General features: G+C 37.8%; 11 protein-coding genes and 1 tRNA gene. 4 read left to right on the forward strand and 8 right to left on the reverse strand.

Going from position 1 to position 16,889, the window contains the following annotated elements:
* Positions 1-46: 46 nt before the first annotated feature.
* On the reverse strand, positions 47-628 hold the full coding sequence (gene ruvA, locus G7Y57_RS06205) for a Holliday junction branch migration protein RuvA (RefSeq protein ID WP_165021339.1): 582 nt from the start codon (positions 626-628) through the stop codon (positions 47-49).
* Positions 629-940: 312 nt separating this feature from the next.
* Positions 941-2,533 carry a 6-pyruvoyl-tetrahydropterin synthase-related protein gene (locus G7Y57_RS06210; protein ID WP_165021340.1) on the reverse strand — a complete coding sequence of 531 codons (1,593 nt, stop codon included), beginning with the start codon at positions 2,531-2,533 and terminating at the stop codon, positions 941-943.
* A gap of 382 nt (positions 2,534-2,915) precedes the next feature.
* Between G7Y57_RS06210 and G7Y57_RS06215 the strand changes: the two genes are divergently transcribed.
* From G7Y57_RS06215 to G7Y57_RS06225, 3 genes are all read left to right on the forward strand, one after another.
* A complete protein-coding gene (locus tag G7Y57_RS06215) occupies positions 2,916-4,094 on the forward strand; it encodes a glycoside hydrolase family 172 protein (protein ID WP_165021341.1) in 1,179 nt (392 codons plus the stop codon).
* Positions 4,095-4,351: 257 nt separating this feature from the next.
* Complete coding sequence (locus G7Y57_RS06220) at positions 4,352-4,990, forward strand: nitroreductase family protein (RefSeq protein WP_165021342.1); 639 nt, start codon at positions 4,352-4,354, stop codon at positions 4,988-4,990.
* A gap of 32 nt (positions 4,991-5,022) precedes the next feature.
* Positions 5,023-7,119 (forward strand): M3 family metallopeptidase, encoded by a 2,097-nt coding sequence (locus G7Y57_RS06225; protein WP_165021343.1) that lies wholly within the window; start codon positions 5,023-5,025, stop codon positions 7,117-7,119.
* Between the two features lie 76 nt (positions 7,120-7,195).
* Here G7Y57_RS06225 and G7Y57_RS06230 read toward each other — a convergent pair whose 3' ends face one another.
* From G7Y57_RS06230 to G7Y57_RS06240, 3 genes are read right to left on the reverse strand one after another with little or no spacing between them, the layout of a single operon-like run.
* Complete coding sequence (locus G7Y57_RS06230; RefSeq protein ID WP_165021344.1) at positions 7,196-8,389, reverse strand: pyridoxal phosphate-dependent aminotransferase; 1,194 nt, start codon at positions 8,387-8,389, stop codon at positions 7,196-7,198.
* A gap of 35 nt (positions 8,390-8,424) precedes the next feature.
* Positions 8,425-9,642 carry a bifunctional 3,4-dihydroxy-2-butanone-4-phosphate synthase/GTP cyclohydrolase II gene (locus G7Y57_RS06235; protein ID WP_165021345.1) on the reverse strand — a complete coding sequence of 406 codons (1,218 nt, stop codon included), beginning with the start codon at positions 9,640-9,642 and terminating at the stop codon, positions 8,425-8,427.
* A gap of 34 nt (positions 9,643-9,676) precedes the next feature.
* Complete coding sequence (locus tag G7Y57_RS06240; protein WP_165021346.1) at positions 9,677-11,728, reverse strand: LptF/LptG family permease; 2,052 nt, start codon at positions 11,726-11,728, stop codon at positions 9,677-9,679.
* Between the two features lie 216 nt (positions 11,729-11,944).
* Here G7Y57_RS06240 and G7Y57_RS06245 point away from each other — a divergent pair.
* A tRNA-Met gene (locus G7Y57_RS06245) sits at positions 11,945-12,018 on the forward strand.
* Between the two features lie 76 nt (positions 12,019-12,094).
* Here G7Y57_RS06245 and ccsA read toward each other — a convergent pair.
* The 3 genes from ccsA to G7Y57_RS06260 form a co-directional block, all read right to left on the reverse strand.
* Positions 12,095-14,434, reverse strand: a complete 2,340-nt coding sequence (ccsA, locus tag G7Y57_RS06250; protein WP_165021347.1) for a cytochrome c biogenesis protein CcsA — start codon at positions 14,432-14,434, stop codon at positions 12,095-12,097.
* 107 nt (positions 14,435-14,541) lie between these two features.
* Positions 14,542-15,474 carry a sugar phosphate isomerase/epimerase family protein gene (locus G7Y57_RS06255; RefSeq protein WP_165021348.1) on the reverse strand — a complete coding sequence of 311 codons (933 nt, stop codon included), beginning with the start codon at positions 15,472-15,474 and terminating at the stop codon, positions 14,542-14,544.
* A gap of 8 nt (positions 15,475-15,482) precedes the next feature.
* The gene (locus tag G7Y57_RS06260) at positions 15,483-16,865 is read right to left on the reverse strand and encodes a Gfo/Idh/MocA family oxidoreductase (RefSeq protein ID WP_165021349.1); all 1,383 of its coding nucleotides are present in this window, start codon (positions 16,863-16,865) and stop codon (positions 15,483-15,485) included.
* Positions 16,866-16,889: the final 24 nt, after the last annotated feature.

Genomic DNA, 16,889 nt, shown 5'->3' on the forward strand with positions numbered 1-16,889 from the left:
TTATAAGTAAATATTTAATGTACCTTTTCAACCCAATAAACGGTGATTATAGCATTTTTAATGCCAGCTTGATAACTTGTTCTACACTACTATCTGATTTATCTTTTAATATCTTAACCACAACCTTTTGAGATGCCTGTTGTGAAAAACCTAGCATAACCAGAGCTGCGATGGCTTCTTCGCTGACCGGGCTCGAAGATGCATACATGGCAACTTGGTCTGTTCCGGTTGTTTTTATTTTGTCTTTCAAATCAATAATTACACGTTGAGCCGTTTTCATCCCGATTCCTTTTACCATTTTCAGCATATCGGCATTACCCGATGCTATTACTGAGGTAAGTTCTTGTGGATTCATTGACGACAAAATCATCCGTGCGGTGCTTGCCCCTATACCCGATACACTGATTAGGAGGGTAAATAATTCGCGTTCATGCTTCTCGAAGAAACCGAACAGTTGGTAGGCATCTTCTCTGATAGCCTCATGAATGTACAGTTTTGCATTTTTTTGGCCCGAAAGGCAGGTATATGTATTGAGAGATATATTGATGAAATAACCAATACCGTATGCCTCCAAACTCACAGATGCAGGCGTTAGCTCCGCAACTTCTCCTTTTATATAATCAATCATGGTGAATCTAAATCTTAAACCTAATTTATTACTTTTGAACACAAAGATAAAGCTATCACTGTATGGGTTAGTGTAGCTTTAATTATTTATTGTTCTTAATTATAACGCCTAAATACTAAAAAAAGTATAATAATTAATGTAAAAGTACGGATATTATAGCTTTTATTCAATATTTTATAACACTTAATGAGTTTTATAAGTTGTAGTGCTATTCCTTCTTCTTTTTGGAAGGGTTGTTTATGATTAGATGTATTAGGATAATATATCAATATCATAGTGCTTTTTTGAGAAAGATAGCTTATTCTGTCTTTTTTATCGCCTTTTATAAACTGTCCATCCAATAAGAATTAAGAAACTTAATGTGGAAACGATAGTACTGATAGTCTGTATTAGTGTGCCTTTGTACGATCCTTTTATTTTTTGACTGGTTGCATTAGGGGATATTTCTATTTGTACCAACCCATTGTTGCTTTGGCTGATAGGTAAATATGCTCCGTTTTGTTTTTCAAATCTATATCCCTTGTAATATAATAGGGGTAATTCTATAAAATCTTTGTTTGTATTTGTAATAGAAAAGCTTATATCTCCTCTGTTTTTTATGTAATTATTTATTTCAGTATCAGCGTTAAGAACTTTTGGGAATGAATTAGACTCTTGAAAAATATAATTTAAGTCATTTAAATTGCTTGGCACATATTCCGAACCCACATATCTAAATGTTTTGGCATTATAGCGATAATCGAGCTTCTCAAAATCTTTTTTGTATTCGGTATATTGATCACTTTCGGATTTTATAATGAACAAACTGGTGATTATAATAAATCCGACTATAACATATGAGCGGTGGTAAGATAAATTAAGATTGTCGATAACAGTACCTATGTAAATAGAGGACCCAATTGAAAAACATAAAACGGATAAAGAATATATTCTCCATGTAAATTGCAGCGAATTTAGAAAAATGAAGGGAGGAAAATTCCAAGGAACACCTTTTAATGTCATTAAAATAAAAAATATACCTATACCTGTTAGTATGTCTGCTAGGCGGATAATTTTGCTGTTTCCTTTAATATATAAGCGCATAGCTAAAGAAAATGTAATAATTACCCCTATGGAAAATTCGGGTATAGTATCGAGAGCAGTTGTACCTCTATACATAAATTCGATCAACTTAGAAAATGTATATATACCTTGCAGTTGAGGTAGTATGACACCTGAGGTTTGGAAATAATACGTGTTGGCGAAATATTGCTCTAAAAAAGGGAATAAAAATATGGCACTAAGTAAAATAGTTGCGACACTAGCATATAACAGATACAGGAGTCTTTTAGGTTCTTTTATAATTTTTTTTATATACAACAATCCTATAAGGCTTAAGAATACAGTAATCAAAAGAGTAGATAACATGTGAGTGAAGAGAACCAGAGTGTATCCGATGCTCAATATAGCCCATCTTTTTACATTTCCTATTATTATTTCATAGAAGCCCCAAAAAACAATTGGGACGAATGCGAAAGCCAGAGGTTCCGAAATAGAAGCATTTATTAATAAACGATAGCGGAAATAAGCACTAAACCCGAATAAAATGGCTGCAATGAGAGCCATTATGTGATTGGATGTTATTTTCCTCATTACTATATACATGAAAGTAGCAGATAAGAACATGGTTGTGAATATGAGTGCTTTGTATCCTATATAGATATTTGATATGAGTGCTATGAGAGCAAAAGGTATCAGCGTGATATCACAATAAAAGGCTTTTAGAAAATAGCCAAAGCCATTGAGACCATTATAATTTATGTACCAAGGGTAATTGCCATTTTCGATAGCCAGCATTAGTTCAGTAAACCGTTCTAAATGAAAGGGAGTATCTTTTGCTAAATGTAATTGGGAAATGTATGTCATTGTAAAAAAAGACATTGCAAAAAATATGATAATGGCTATATAAGAATCAATTTTGCTTGAATGTTTTAGAGAAAAATTGAGGCTATTGTTCATCGATTTTTGAATTATTGCAAATTTACTTAAAGGTTGTTTGAAAAATTATTTTGCGATATTTGATATTAGATACCACATAGTAGTTTTTAATTATAACGCTCAAATACTGAAAAAGTATAATAAAAAATGTAAAAGTACAGATAATCTAAGTTTTATTCAATATTTTATAACGCTTAATGAGCTTGGCTGTTTTATGCATGCTGCGAATAATAAATAAAAGGCTCATCTGCTTGTGATTATATTTCGTTTATTTGATGGGTTCGAGCATGTTAACTTAAATATATATATTATGAAAAAAATCTTTTTAACAATTCTGATTGTTTTTTGCGTACTATCACTGCATGCGCAAAATCATCCTTTTAATGGTTTGGATATGAATATGGGAACCCTTTCCCGTCTGTCGGATGCGAAGACAAGGTCTATCAGTCCTGAAAATTTCACAGGCGAAAAAGGTAAGGGAGGGAAGGCCGATCCTGTAAAGGATAAAGACGAAAGGAATAAGGCTAACTCGTGGGCAGCAGCACAAGATTTGGGCATAGGATGGAAAGTTAATCCCTTTATCATCGTCAATCCGGGTGAAACTATGACTATTGCAGAGATTGAAGGCCCGGGTGCTATCCAACAAATGTGGATGACTCCTACGGGTAACTGGCGCTTTTCTATCTTACGTATCTATTGGGACGACGAAAAAGAACCTTCGGTTGAATGTCCTATAGGTGATTTTTTCGCAAGTGCTTACAATCAGTATGCACAATTATCATCTTTGGCGATATGTGTCAATCCGGGCAGCGCTTTTAATTGCTACTGGAAAATGCCATTCAGAAAAAAAGCCCGCATAACATTGGAGAACATAAACCATAAAGAAGAAATGCGTCTTTACTATCAAATAAATTATACATTAACAGATGTGCCTGAAGACGAAGGATATTTTCATGCTCAGTTCAGACGTTCTAACCCCACACAAGGCTCGTTGCATACTCTCGTAGATGGAATAAAAGGAAAAGGACACTATGTAGGCACTTATATGGCATGGCGTGTGAATGACAATTGCTGGTGGGGCGAAGGTGAAATCAAGTTTTATATGGATGGTGATAAAGAGTATCCTACTATCTGCGGAACAGGCGCAGAAGATTATTTCTGTGGATCGTACAATTTCGAAAATAGAAAGACCCGCCAGTATCAAGAATTTACAACGCCTTATGCAGGGATGCATCAGGTAATACGTCCCGATGGGTTATATAATGCAGTTACAGCATTCGGTTTGTATCGTTGGCACATACTCGATCCGATACGCTTCGATAAAGATCTGAAAGTGACTATTCAGGATTTGGGATGGAGGCACGATTTCAGATATAATAATCAGAAATCGGATATCTCGTCAGTATCTTTCTGGTATCAGTCAGAACCACATGCGAAATTCCCTAAATTGCCAAGTAAAGACGATTTAGAAATACCTACATGGCATTAATCGTTTGATAATGCAGATAGATGCTACAAGAGGGTATGTCACAAGCAACTTTTTGTATGATTCTGTCATCCTGAATGGAGAGAAGGATCTCTCAATGAAGAGTCAGGATTCTTCACTCCGTTCGGAATGACAAAAAGGTGTAATACTTTTACAATGTATTTTTACTAATGATACACCCTTTTCTAATTTTATAAGTGACATAATTATTTAGATTACTTTCTTATCTTTGTTTTTTACAATAATTCAATATTATTAATATGAAAATAAAGAAAGTAGCCAATCCAGCTAATAGTGTGATGGAGAAGCGTACATCTATAAGAAAGTATGATACTTCGGTTAAGATTAAGAGGGAGGAAATGTATAGCATCTTACAGGATGCAATGACTGCTCCTTCATCATTTAATCTTCAACCTTGGCGTTTTGTTGTCATCGATTCGCCTGCGGGCAAGGAACTAATAAAGCCATATATGCTTTTTAATCAGGAGCAAGCGGCAACAGCATCTGCTGTAATTGCAGTTTTCGGAGATATGCATAATTTCTCTTATGCAGATGAAATTCTGACTGCCAATGTAGATAAAAATCTAATGACAGAAGAGTATAAAGACCAGATGATGGGTATGATGACTAGTTATAGAGCAGACATAACGGACGAGTCTATAAAGAATTCATTGTTGATTGATTGTGGATTTGTAACAATGCAACTAATGCTTGCAGCCAAAGGATATGGCTACGATACGAACCCTATTGGAGGATATAAAAGGAAAGAGTTGACAGAAGCTTTGGGCTTAGACATAAAACGTTATATCCCGGTTCTACTTTTATCGATAGGTAAGGCAGCCGAAGAAGGCAACAATTCTATCCGCTTTTCAGTGGAAGAAATAACTCAATGGAAATAATATAGTTATATAAATTAAAATCTAAATATTGTATGAAAAAAATCTTTTTTTCCATTCTATTATTTATAACAGTAATAACAACAATGCAAGCACAAAATCCGTTCTTTTCGGCATATAAAACGCCTCATGGAACACCTCCTTTCGATAAAATAAAGAATGCTCATTACGAGCCGGCTGTAGATAAAGGTATAAAAGACCACGCTGCCGAAATCGATAAGATTGTAATGATCAAAGCAGTTCCAACATTCGAAAATACAATTCTGCCTTTCGAAAAATCAGGCGACCTTCTGACTCGTGTAGCATCAGTCTTTTTCAATATGCTTAGTGCCGAGAGTGACGATGAGATGCTTGAAATAGCACAGCGTATTCAACCTAAACTATCAGCTCACAGTAATGACGTAAATCTGAATGAAGGCTTGTTCCAGAAAATAAAAGTTGTTTATGATAAACGTTTAGATTCTGGTCTTAATCCTGAACAAATCCGATTAGTGGAGAAAATCTATCAGGGTTTCGAAAGTAGGGGAGCGACCTTGACAGGCAAAGACAGAGATACATACAAAGAGCTTTCATCCAGATTAAACCAGTTGACTCTGGACTTCGGGCAAAATGCTCTTAAAGAATCTAATAAATTTGAAATGATAATCACAGACGAAGCTGATTTGGCAGGATTGCCTCAGAGCGTTAAAGATGCAGCGGTGGTTAAGGCGAAATCGAAGGATAAAGAGGGCTGGATGTTCGATCTGTCTGCACCAAGCTATATTGCATTTATGAAGTATTCTTCGCGTCGCGATCTTCGTCAAAAATTATATATGGCTTACGCAACTAAATGCGTATCAGGCGGAGAATTCGATAATCAGGAAAATGTAAAAGAAATCGCTAAAACCCGTATGCAGATTGCGAACTTGCTAGGCTATCCGGACTATGCAACATTTGTACTACGCGACAAGATGGCGAAAGACAAAGAGCATGTTTTCGACCTGTTGAATAAGCTTTACGATGCGTATGCTACTGCTGCTCATAGTGATGTGAAGCAAGTGGAAGGCTATGCGGTAGGATTTGAAGGAAAAGCAATTGACTTTCAACCTTGGGACTGGTCATACTATTCTGAAAAACTACAAGATACAAAATACAGTGTAAACGATGAAATGGTACGTCCTTACTTCGAATTGGAGAATGTAAAGAAAGGCGTATTTGGACTTGCTACCAGCTTGTATGGAATAACTTTTAAGAAAAACACTCAAATACCGGTTTATCATTCAGAAGTTGAGGCTTTCGATGTAGTAGACGATAAAGGAAATTTTGTTGCTGTCTTATTTACCGATTTTCATCCGCGCGAAGGTAAAAGACAGGGTGCATGGATGACCGAGTTTAAAGGTCAGTACAAAGAGAAAGACGGAAAAGATTCTCGTCCGCATGTGTCTATTGTGATGAATTTTACCCGCCCTACTGAAACAGAACCGGCACTTCTTACTTTCGATGAGGTAGAAACTTTCCTTCATGAGTTTGGTCATGCATTACATGGAATGTTGACAGAATGTACTTACGAAACACTTTCGGGTACTAATGTCGAGCATGATTTTGTAGAATTACCATCGCAAATAATGGAGAACTGGTTAACCGAGAAAGAATATCTAGATGGTTTTGCTATTCATTATAAAACAGGAGAGAAGATTCCTGCCGATTTAGTTCAAAAACTTGTAGATGCAGCTAATTATAATGCCGGCTACGGGTGCTACCGCCAATTATCATTCGGATTTTTAGATATGGCTTGGCATACGCTTAATCAACCTTACACAGGTGATGTAATAGCTTTTGAACGTAATGCAATGGACAAAACAGCTTTATTGCCTACCGTAGACGGTGCTTGTATGTCTACTTCGTTCGGTCATATATTTTCGGGTGGTTATGCTGCCGGATATTATGGCTATAAATGGGCAGAGGTATTGGATGCCGATGCTTTCGCCTTGTTTAAAGAAACAGGTATCTTTAATAAAGAAACCGCTCGATCCTTTCAGGAGAATATATTGCAAAAAGGTAATACTGCCGATCCGATGAGTTTGTATGTCAAATTCAGAGGGCAAGAGCCTACTATCGATGCTTTATTGGAGAGAAATGGTGTGAAGAAGTAATATACGATATATCAAGAAGAAAGCCGCTTAGAACTAACTAAGCGGCTTTCTTTATAAATAGGGCTAATGATTCGGCTTATTTCAATTTTACCAACGTTTCTTTCACACGTCTCATTGCTTCGATGATATTCTCGTCGGAAGTAGCGTACGAGAAACGAATATAGTTCGGTGCTTCAAATGCTAAACCACCTACAGAAGCTACATGCCCTTCTTCTAATAAGAACATAGCTAAGTCGGCAGAAGTATTGATTATTCTCCCGTTGTATGACTTACCGAAATAGTAGCTGCACTCTGGAAATAAGTAAAATGCACCTTCGGGTTTATTTACTTTAAATCCTTCTATTTCAGAAGCCAATTTCACGATCAGGTCGCGGCGGCGCATAAATGCGAGGCGCATATCTTCTACACATGTCTGATCTCCAAGATAAGCTGCTTCTGCTGCTTTCTGAGCGATCGATGATGCTCCCGATGTGTATTGACCTTGCAACTTGTTACAAGCCGAAGCTATCCATTGTGGAGCAGCCATCCAGCCAAGTCTCCATCCCGTCATAGCATATGCTTTAGATACACCGTTGATGATCACTACACGATCTCTTACATTCTCAAACTGGGCAATACTTTCGTGTTTGCCTATATAGCTTATATGTTCGTATATTTCATCAGAGATGATTATAATATTCGGATGTTTTGCCAATATATTTGCCAGACCCTCTAACTCTGTTTTAGAATAAATACTTCCTGTAGGGTTAGATGGCGAGCAAATTATGATAGCTCTTGTTTTAGGCGTGATTGCAGCTTCCAGTTGAGCCGGAGTTATTTTAAAATCCTGTTCTATTCCTGTTTTAATAACAATACTTTTACCTTCGGCTAGTTTCACCATTTCGATGTAGCTTACCCAGCATGGAGCAGGAATAATAACTTCATCGTCCGGATTCACAACACTTAGTACGGCATTGCAAACCGCTTGTTTCGCTCCGTTCGAACAAATAATTTGCTCGGGTTTGAAACTAAGTCCGTTTTCTGTTTCCAGTTTCTTGCATACTGCTTGGCGCAATGAAAGATATCCGGGAACAGGTGAGTAAGTCGAAAAATTATCGTCGATAGCCTTCTTTGCAGCACTCTTAATATGATCGGGGGTGTTGAAATCGGGTTCACCTACACTAAGGTTGATCACATCGATGCCTTGTGCTTTTAATTCGTTGCTTTTTTGAGACATCGCTAACGTCTCAGAGATTGCCAGGCTCGCTATACGGGTTGAAACTTGTGTCATTTCCAGTGATTATTATTGTTAATCTATATATTTATTCAGTCTATATTGTGCAAATCATGTCCCATACGTTCTTTCTTTGTTTTCATGTAGAAAGAATTATATTTATTGGGTACTATTTCGATTGGGACATTCTCCACAACTTCCAAGTTGAAAGATTCCAGCCCTTTACGTTTTATCGGATTGTTTGTCAGTAATCTCATTTTACGAACGCCTATTTCGCGAAGGATAGCCGCTCCAACACCGTAGTCGCGCTCGTCGGCATTGAATCCGAGATGAAGATTTGCATCCACAGTGTCGTAGCCTTCTTCTTGCAGTTTATATGCTTGCATTTTAGCCATTAGACCAATGCCTCTTCCTTCTTGGTTGAGATAAACTATAACTCCTTTTCCGGCCTTTTGTACCATCTCCATCGATTTGTGCAGTTGGTCGCCGCATTCGCAACGCTTCGAAGCAAATATATCACCAGTCATACACGATGAATGAACACGTACCAATATCGGCTCATCTTTCTCCCAAGTTCCTTTTATCAAGGCTATATGTTCTAGTCCGTTCGATTTTTGTTTGAAAGGAATCAGATGAAAATGCCCGTGTTCGGTTGGCATGTCTACTTCCGTCCCTTTTTCTATAATCGATTCTCTTTCAAGTCTATATTTTATTAGATCTGCAACAGAGATAAGCTTCAGGTTAAATTCGTCCGCAAATTTTTTCAAATCTGGTAAGCGAGCCATTTCTCCATCTTCTTTTTTTATCTCGATAAGTGCGCCTGCCGGATATAGTCCAGCCAAACGAGCTAGATCGACCGCTGCTTCGGTATGACCAACACGGCTTAACACACCTTTTTCACGAGCACGAAGAGGGAATATATGTCCCGGACGACCAAAATCTTCGGGTTTCGTTTCGGATTTGGCTAAAGCGAGAATAGTCTGCGCTCTGTCGTATGCTGATATACCTGTTGTGCAGCCATTGATAAGTAAATCTATCGATACCGTGAATGGAGTGGCATGTGTCGATGTATTGCTTGTTACCATCATTGGTAGATCCAATTCGTCGCAACGCTCTCCTGTAAGAGGAGCGCAGATAAGACCTCTGGCATGCGTTTCCATAAAGTTTATTTTCTCAGGCGTGATAGCTTCTGCTGCAATGATAAGATCGCCTTCATTCTCACGATCTTCATCATCTACTACAACTACAAATTCACCATTTCTTATAGCGTCTATGGCTTCTTCGATTGTATCCAGTTTTATTTTATCCATGATTAATTATTATTTATATTTTACCTTAAAGGTATCACCATTTTATGCTATTTATGTCTTCTTTCATTCCTTTTTTCAATAAAAAATATCCTACAGGGTAGAAGAGATATGCTATAACCAAGATACCGGGCTGACTTTTCTTTACTTTCCTGTCGATAGCTCTATAATAGTCAAAGTAATGAATTAATGATTTAATATAGAATATGAAATACGCTACAGATAGAATTATAGCAGTCCATTCAATAATATCCCATCCTGTTATAACCACAACTATCGATAGAATTATTTCGGATATATACAGAAGAAGGGTAATCAGAGAGCTTTTTAGAAAATAATTTAATTTTTCTATTGCATCATTGTAATCCAGATTCTTCGTTTTGATATCAAAGAATTTGGCTCCTCGTTCTTTCAGTATACTTAATACAGCCTCTAGTGTATTCTGATCGTAGCCATACTGTTGGTGATTTTTGGCTATATCTTTTAGTCTTGATTCGTCGAGCGATTTTAGATTCTCAAGTATTTCGGGATCTGTATTCAATTCCGACAAAGCAGGGATCTTGCTAACATCTATTTCGTTTTCGGCATTAGTCTCTACTTTTGGTTTTATACGAAGTGCTGCACGTATAAATTTGCCATAGGCTTCTGTGTTAAACAATGCAGAATCGTTCATCGCCTTATAGGTCAGGAATACTCCTAATGGGAATAAAACAAACGAACTGAGCCAAATACCTTGCCATACTTCCCACACACCATCCCTTGCCATTTTGTAGCCTATGTTGTTGATAATGTAGTAAAAAATAAATAACAAGACAGAGACAACTACCGGCATCCCTAGCCCTCCTTTTCTAATAATAGCCCCAAGTGGTGCCCCAATAAAGAAAAAGACAAGGCAGGCAAACGAAAGGGTGAATTTTTGATGCCATTCTATCTGATGGTATCGTATTTTCTTTTGTAAGTCAATCTTTGCCATCGATTGAAATAGGTATGTATTTTTTGTGTTTTCAGCTTCGCTCGATGCGGTACTTGTAAAACGAATCATATCGACGTCTTTGTAAGTACTTAATAGTGAATCGAAGTTTATTTTATCCGTTGTTTCTTCTTTCTTTTCTTCTATCGGCTGCCCAACTACGTCCCTATTTGCAGTTGGTGGCATTTGGTTTTGTCTATAAGACAGATAAATTTGCTCTGTCATAGTCTTTCTATCTATAACATTCAGACTATCTAGCTGTGTGCTCATCGAGTCGATAGAGTGGCTTAGCTGTGCAATGTTTTTAGATATCTGGGTGCCTTCTAAAGCCGATTCCTCCATACGGTTGAAATCAGTATTGAAGAGGATGATAACTTCTTTCTTTTTGAAATTTTCACGGAGATATGGTCTGAACTTATTATCTCTCGCTTTATTTCTGTCCATTCCGGGCTGTTGGAAATTAGAGAACTGTTGCCCGTCATATAAATTGAGAACAAGGAAGTCTTTGGTCGATGATGTTCGCATTTGTGCAGAATCACAAACATATACAGCCATGTTGTCGAATCCTTCGGACGTGTTATAGATCATTACATCATATAAAACTTTTGTCTCAGGATTTTTTTTCTTAACGAACAGGCTATAATTGCTTATGCCACTATAAAACGACCCTTCCGGGATTTCAAGTTCGGGCGATTTTTGCTTTATAGATATAAGTAACGATCTTGATTTTACGTTGATACGAGGCATTGCTTCGTCTTGAAAGAAGAATGCTCCGACAGCAACAAACCCTATAAATACAATCAGAGGTCTCATGATCTTGAGAAGGGACACTCCTGCGGCTTTAATCGCGAGCAACTCCATCCGTTCACCAAGATTACCGAAGGCCATAAGAGAGGCTAGTAATATGGATAGAGGTAATGCTAAAGGAATAAGGCTTAAGGATACATAAAAGAATAATTCGCCCAGAATAAGATTATCAAGTCCTTTACCAACAAGGTCTTCGACGTATTTCCATATGAACTGCATCAATACAATAAACAGACAGATGACAAACGTCATCATAAAGACGGGGAAGAATGTCTGAAGTATAAAGGAATATAGCCGTTTTAATCTTAGCATTAACTATCTCTCATTTTGCAAGTACAAAAGTAGTAAAAAGAAGAATGTGAAGGCTCATTAATTAGGTGAAAGATGCTGGACTTAAATTTTATTAGTAGTTTTTACTGTGATAAAAAGGAATTTATGATGTGATTAGTAAATATTTTCTCTTTTTTTGCATGTAGGTCTTGTTTTATCAAAAATAATCTTCTACTTTTGTCACCGCTAATGCAGATTGGCGAGATAGCTCAGATGGTTAGAGCGCATGATTCATAATCATGAGGTCCGGGGTTCAATTCCCCGTCTCGCTACACAAAGAAAAGCGGTTACTATTCGAATAGTAACCGCTTTTCTTTTATGCTTTTATCAAGCTACAAATTATTTTCATTACCCGTAAGAATGCATCCCGCTCAGATAATAGTTCACACCGAAATAAGTCATAAGCACTGTTAGAAAAGCGATGGCAGATAAGAGATTAAATAACCACAATTTATTCCATTGTTTAATTAAACGCAGGTGGGTAACTATGGCATAAACGACAATAGTTATCAATGCCCATGTTTCTTTAGGATCCCATCCCCAATAGCGTCCCCACGATTCGTTTGCCCATACGGCGCCAAGAAATGTGCCGATTGTCATAAGTGCGATGCCTATTAGAAGAGACATTTCGTTTACAATACTAAACTCTTGGATATTATTAGATAAAACGGATGATTTATTCTTTTTCTGGATTAACAGCATAACCGTGTTGGTTATTCCTAATAGAAAACTGATGCCGAAAAATCCATAAGCAGCAACAATAACAGCTACATGTATCATCAGCCACGGTGACTTAAGTACAGGAACTAAAGGGCTGATTTGCGGATCCATCCAGTTAAGTCCCGAAACAAAAAGAATAATTCCTCCGAACAAAGTCGCCAATGCAAATATTATTGGATTCTGGCGAACGAAAACCAATCCGCCCAGTACACATATCGAAGACACATATATCATTGTTTCATACGAATTGCTCCAGGGTGCATAGCCTGCAATATACCATCGCATACCCATACCGAAAATATGGAAAAGTAAACAAATAGAAATAGCAGCAGTCAAGAATCGAGTAGTCCATATTACCCATTTCTGTTTTCTGAAGAATGATGTAAACGATATGGCTAACAGGATTCCGCCTAATATCAGATAAAACTTTTTGCAGAGGCGGAAAATATCGAGATTATTATAAGTTACTTCCGCTTTTATTTTCTTTTGGTTGATTTCTAATGTATTGCTTTTTTCCTGTTGATAAATATTGATTTTGACAAGCATTTCTTCTGCTTTTTCCCAATCTCCTGTTTGTAGACCTGTCTGAACATTCTTAAGATACTGTGTCATCGCATTTGAAACGAAGACAGAGTCTTTCGTCGGGAATTCAGAAAGATCATCACCCGGCGAATACCATTTGTGATTAGGATCATTTTCTTTTGGGAATATATTCAGCATTTTGAAATTAACCAACTGATGAAAAATATTTACACGCTCGTCTAGTTTTATCAAGTCTTTATCAAACTTATTACGCATGTTCTGCGGCTTGTTGAATGCTTCTTCCAACTTGTCTTGCAGCTTATAGTTACCGTTTTCGTCAAATAATTCGATATAGGCGAGTTCTTTCTCTGTCAGCTTATAGTAAGCAGCTATATCATTATTTTTGTTTGAAATAAATGGAACATGTATCCACATTTCGGAGAAGGTCAGTAAACTGATAAGAAACTGATCGGAGTTGAGTTCGCCCATCGTATTTGAACTATGCAGTTTACGAAGAATTTCGGACGAAAAAGTATTTATCGGTTCCATACGTCCGTCACGCGATTGCATAGGCAACGCTCCGAACAGGGCTGCATGTTCGACACTTGCTTTATTCTTTTGAAGTGCATCTACAATATTAGATGAGTCTTTATGTGTATTTGCTGATAATGAAATAGTAGATAGTATTAATATCAAAAATAGTTGTGCAGGAGTGTTCTTTAATTGTTTTAAACGCCGGCTTAATTGGCGAAGTCGGGAATCTTTTCTAACAAAGCAAAGAATAAAACCGACCACCAGCATGCAGTAGCCCGTGTAAGTGATGTTACGCCCTGCAACATCTTTATTGACAGATAATACAGTTCCCTTTTCATCGGTATCGTACGAAGCCTGAAAAAGACGGTATCCCTTTATATCGAGAATGTTATTCATCGATACCTTTCTTTCTTCCGATTTGCCATCTACGTGTATTATAAGTGTGCTTTCGAAAGAGGATGGACTTGAAGAACCGGGGTAGCGTGTTAATGTAAATTTTTTAAGTTCGAGACTGAATGGTAGTGTATGAAAATTGTCACCTCTGTTAGTCTGAATAAGCATGCGGTCGCTCGTCTCATTTTCGCGAATATGGATAGTTCCCTCTTCACTGAATAGGTGGGTTGTAAGCGCACCTGCAAGAATTATAATAAAGGCAGCATGAGTAACTATAAACCCCCAGCTACTTGTTTTATAAAGCCTGTATTTTATGGTTACAGATACAAGATTTATAACTAAAAAGAATTGTAATAAAAGAAAAAGCGGAGAGTAATAAAACATCATCTTTGCAGCAAGCGTGCCGAAATGTTTTTCGAAAAGGGTGGCAAATGCTAGCCCTACAGCATAGATAAGAAGCAGGACGATCGATGTTTTATATGAAGATATTATCCGCGAGATAACTGCTTTTATTTCCATTCAGTTCTATGTTGAATATGAGGATATTAATTATAAATGTAAAGAGTGAAGGATATTTTAGCATCACTTCACTCATTTACATATCTATTTTATACTTGAAATTGTATTTATGCTTTTTCCCACTGATCGCGAAGTAATTTCACCGAAGCTGGAAGTACTATATTACGATCGCCTTGACAACCACATTCGTAGCTTACATATTTATCGTATCCAAGCATTTTGAGTCCTTTGAATCCGTTAATATAGTTATCGGCTTCACCATCTTCACCCGGCATACTCCGACGCTTACGGCTGGCTACATGTACATGCTGCAAGTATTCTCCTCCCGAAAGGAAAGCTCCCATATCGCATGTTTCTTCTGCTGTCATGTGCCAGAAGTCACCCATGCAGCGCACACCCGGATTATTAATATCGCGGCATATCGACGCAGCATCTGCAACCTGACGCAAATAGAAGGCCTCTTGTCTGTTCAATGGTTCGAAAATGACAGTTGTACCATGCTGAACGGCAAATGTACCCATTTCGTTAAATTGCTCGCACAGGAAATTACGGGTTTCCATTGTGTGAGGAAGGGCTGGAACTTGTCCATTAAATCCGGGAACAATAATAACACCAGTCGAACCAAGTTCACCGGCAGCCACTATTATTTCTTTCATCGTATCCATACATTGTTTTCTGATAGCAGGATCGGTAGAAAGTATAAAGCCTTTGAATCCGGCACAAATGGCACTAACTTTAATGTTACGACCATTAAGAGCTTGTTTGATTTCTTTCACACGACCGCCAAGACCACCACCATTGGGTTCGAAACCTACAATGCCTAGTTTTTCCATGTAATCGAACTTTTCGTTCAGACTTTCACCGGGAGCAGTACCTTCCTGAAAAGAAAGGTTTAATTGCGCCTTGGTGTTTTTGCCAATTGCATTTTTATCATTAGCCGCAGTATTGCATGAGCTAATTGCTGCTGCCGTTCCACTCAATGTTAAGAGTGCGGCACCTGATAAAGATCTTTTTAGAAAATTTCTTCTGTCTAGTGTCATATTCTGTATTATTTATTATCGAGTGGTTTTCCCGGAACAGGCACTACGAATGTTTTCATATCCATTTTACCCATATTCAAATCTTTCGGAGTATAGTCAAGTGGAGAAGCGGTCATTCCCTCCCAAGTCGTTTCAGCACCGGTGTAAGCCGATTCGCGTCCCATAATTGCCGCCATATTCGATACAGCAGTTTCCGATGCCTGGTCGATAGGTTTATTGCTGCGGATATGGTTGATAAGATTTACATGCTCGAGCACATACGGATTAGTTTGCTTGAAGTTCAATTTTTCAGCCTCGGCATCAAATTTCCAAACTACATTACCTGCTAAATCTTTGATCACAGTCTCGTTGTTAGCTGTAGACCAAGAACCTTTTGTTCCTTGTATAAACTCACTTACATTGTTGGCACAACCATCTATCTGGCGGGACATGCTATGCAGGTGAACTCCGTTTTCCATCTCGAAATCGATACTGAAATTATCGTATTGGTCTCCTGTAACGCGGCGTTGGCGAGAACCAAAACCGGTAGCTTTAAGAGGTTTCAATCCGCTGAACCATGTAAATACATCGATATTGTGTACATGTTGTTCTACGATATGGTCGCCCGAAAGCCATTTCCAGTTTACCCAGTCTTTTATCATCCATTCGCAATCGCTCCATCCACTTTGGCGTTCTTTGTACCAAAGCATCGATTGATTCCAATAAACTACACCACCGGTAATTTCACCGATAGTTCCATCCATAATTTTTTTGTATGATTCTACATAATTACGTTGGTGATGACGTTGCGTACCTGTTACCACACATAGGTTTTTAGCTTGAGCTTGTTTAGAAGTAACCATAATAGTACGATAGCCTACAGGGTCTACGCAAATCGGCTTTTCTAAGAAAGAATGTTTGTTCTTTTCCGTCGCATATTGAAAATGTATAGGGCGAAATACCGGCGGAGTTGCAATAAGTACAACATCTACTCCGCTGTCGATAACTTGTTTATAGGCATCTAGTCCTACGAAACGCATATTTTCAGGAATATCAATCCCTTTTTCTTTTTTGAGGTTATCGGCTAAGCCATCTACACGGTCTTTAAATGTATCAGCTAGGGCAACAATGGTAACACCATTGCCTGCACTTAAGAAATCGAATGCAGCACCAGAGCCACGTCCGCCACAGCCAATCACACCGGCTTTGAGTTCTTTACCATCTTTGGCTATGTCCATTAAATCGGGAAGGTAATATGTTCCTGCTTCCTTCAATGGTTGAAGTTTGATCTCGGTTTTACCACCACATGATGTTAACAGGGCAGCACCACCTGTTCCCATTGTTCCTAACACTCCTACAAGTGCAGAATTCTTTAAGAAAGATCTTCTGCTGATTTTGTTTTCCTTTTTCATTTATAATTATATTTTGAAATTTTA

Origin of the sequence: Dysgonomonas sp. ZJ279, from assembly GCF_011039205.1 — a bacterium.
Classification (GTDB): Bacteria; Bacteroidota; Bacteroidia; order Bacteroidales; family Dysgonomonadaceae; genus Dysgonomonas.

What these genes read in the sequence shown, in the direction of transcription:
- G7Y57_RS06260 (WP_165021349.1), bottom strand. Translation starts at nt 16,865, where the DNA reads ATGAAAAAGGAAAACAAAATCAGCAGAAGATCTTTCTTAAAGAATTCT.
- G7Y57_RS06255 (WP_165021348.1), bottom strand. Translation starts at nt 15,474, where the DNA reads ATGACACTAGACAGAAGAAATTTTCTAAAAAGATCTTTATCAGGTGCC.
- G7Y57_RS06210 (WP_165021340.1), bottom strand. Translation starts at nt 2,533, where the DNA reads ATGACATACATTTCCCAATTACATTTAGCAAAAGATACTCCCTTTCAT.
- G7Y57_RS06215 (WP_165021341.1), top strand. Translation starts at nt 2,916, where the DNA reads ATGAAAAAAATCTTTTTAACAATTCTGATTGTTTTTTGCGTACTATCA.
- G7Y57_RS06220 (WP_165021342.1), top strand. Translation starts at nt 4,352, where the DNA reads ATGAAAATAAAGAAAGTAGCCAATCCAGCTAATAGTGTGATGGAGAAG.
- G7Y57_RS06230 (WP_165021344.1), bottom strand. Translation starts at nt 8,389, where the DNA reads ATGACACAAGTTTCAACCCGTATAGCGAGCCTGGCAATCTCTGAGACG.
- ccsA (WP_165021347.1), bottom strand. Translation starts at nt 14,434, where the DNA reads ATGGAAATAAAAGCAGTTATCTCGCGGATAATATCTTCATATAAAACA.
- G7Y57_RS06225 (WP_165021343.1), top strand. Translation starts at nt 5,023, where the DNA reads ATGAAAAAAATCTTTTTTTCCATTCTATTATTTATAACAGTAATAACA.
- ruvA (WP_165021339.1), bottom strand. Translation starts at nt 628, where the DNA reads ATGATTGATTATATAAAAGGAGAAGTTGCGGAGCTAACGCCTGCATCT.
- G7Y57_RS06240 (WP_165021346.1), bottom strand. Translation starts at nt 11,728, where the DNA reads ATGCTAAGATTAAAACGGCTATATTCCTTTATACTTCAGACATTCTTC.
- G7Y57_RS06235 (WP_165021345.1), bottom strand. Translation starts at nt 9,642, where the DNA reads ATGGATAAAATAAAACTGGATACAATCGAAGAAGCCATAGACGCTATA.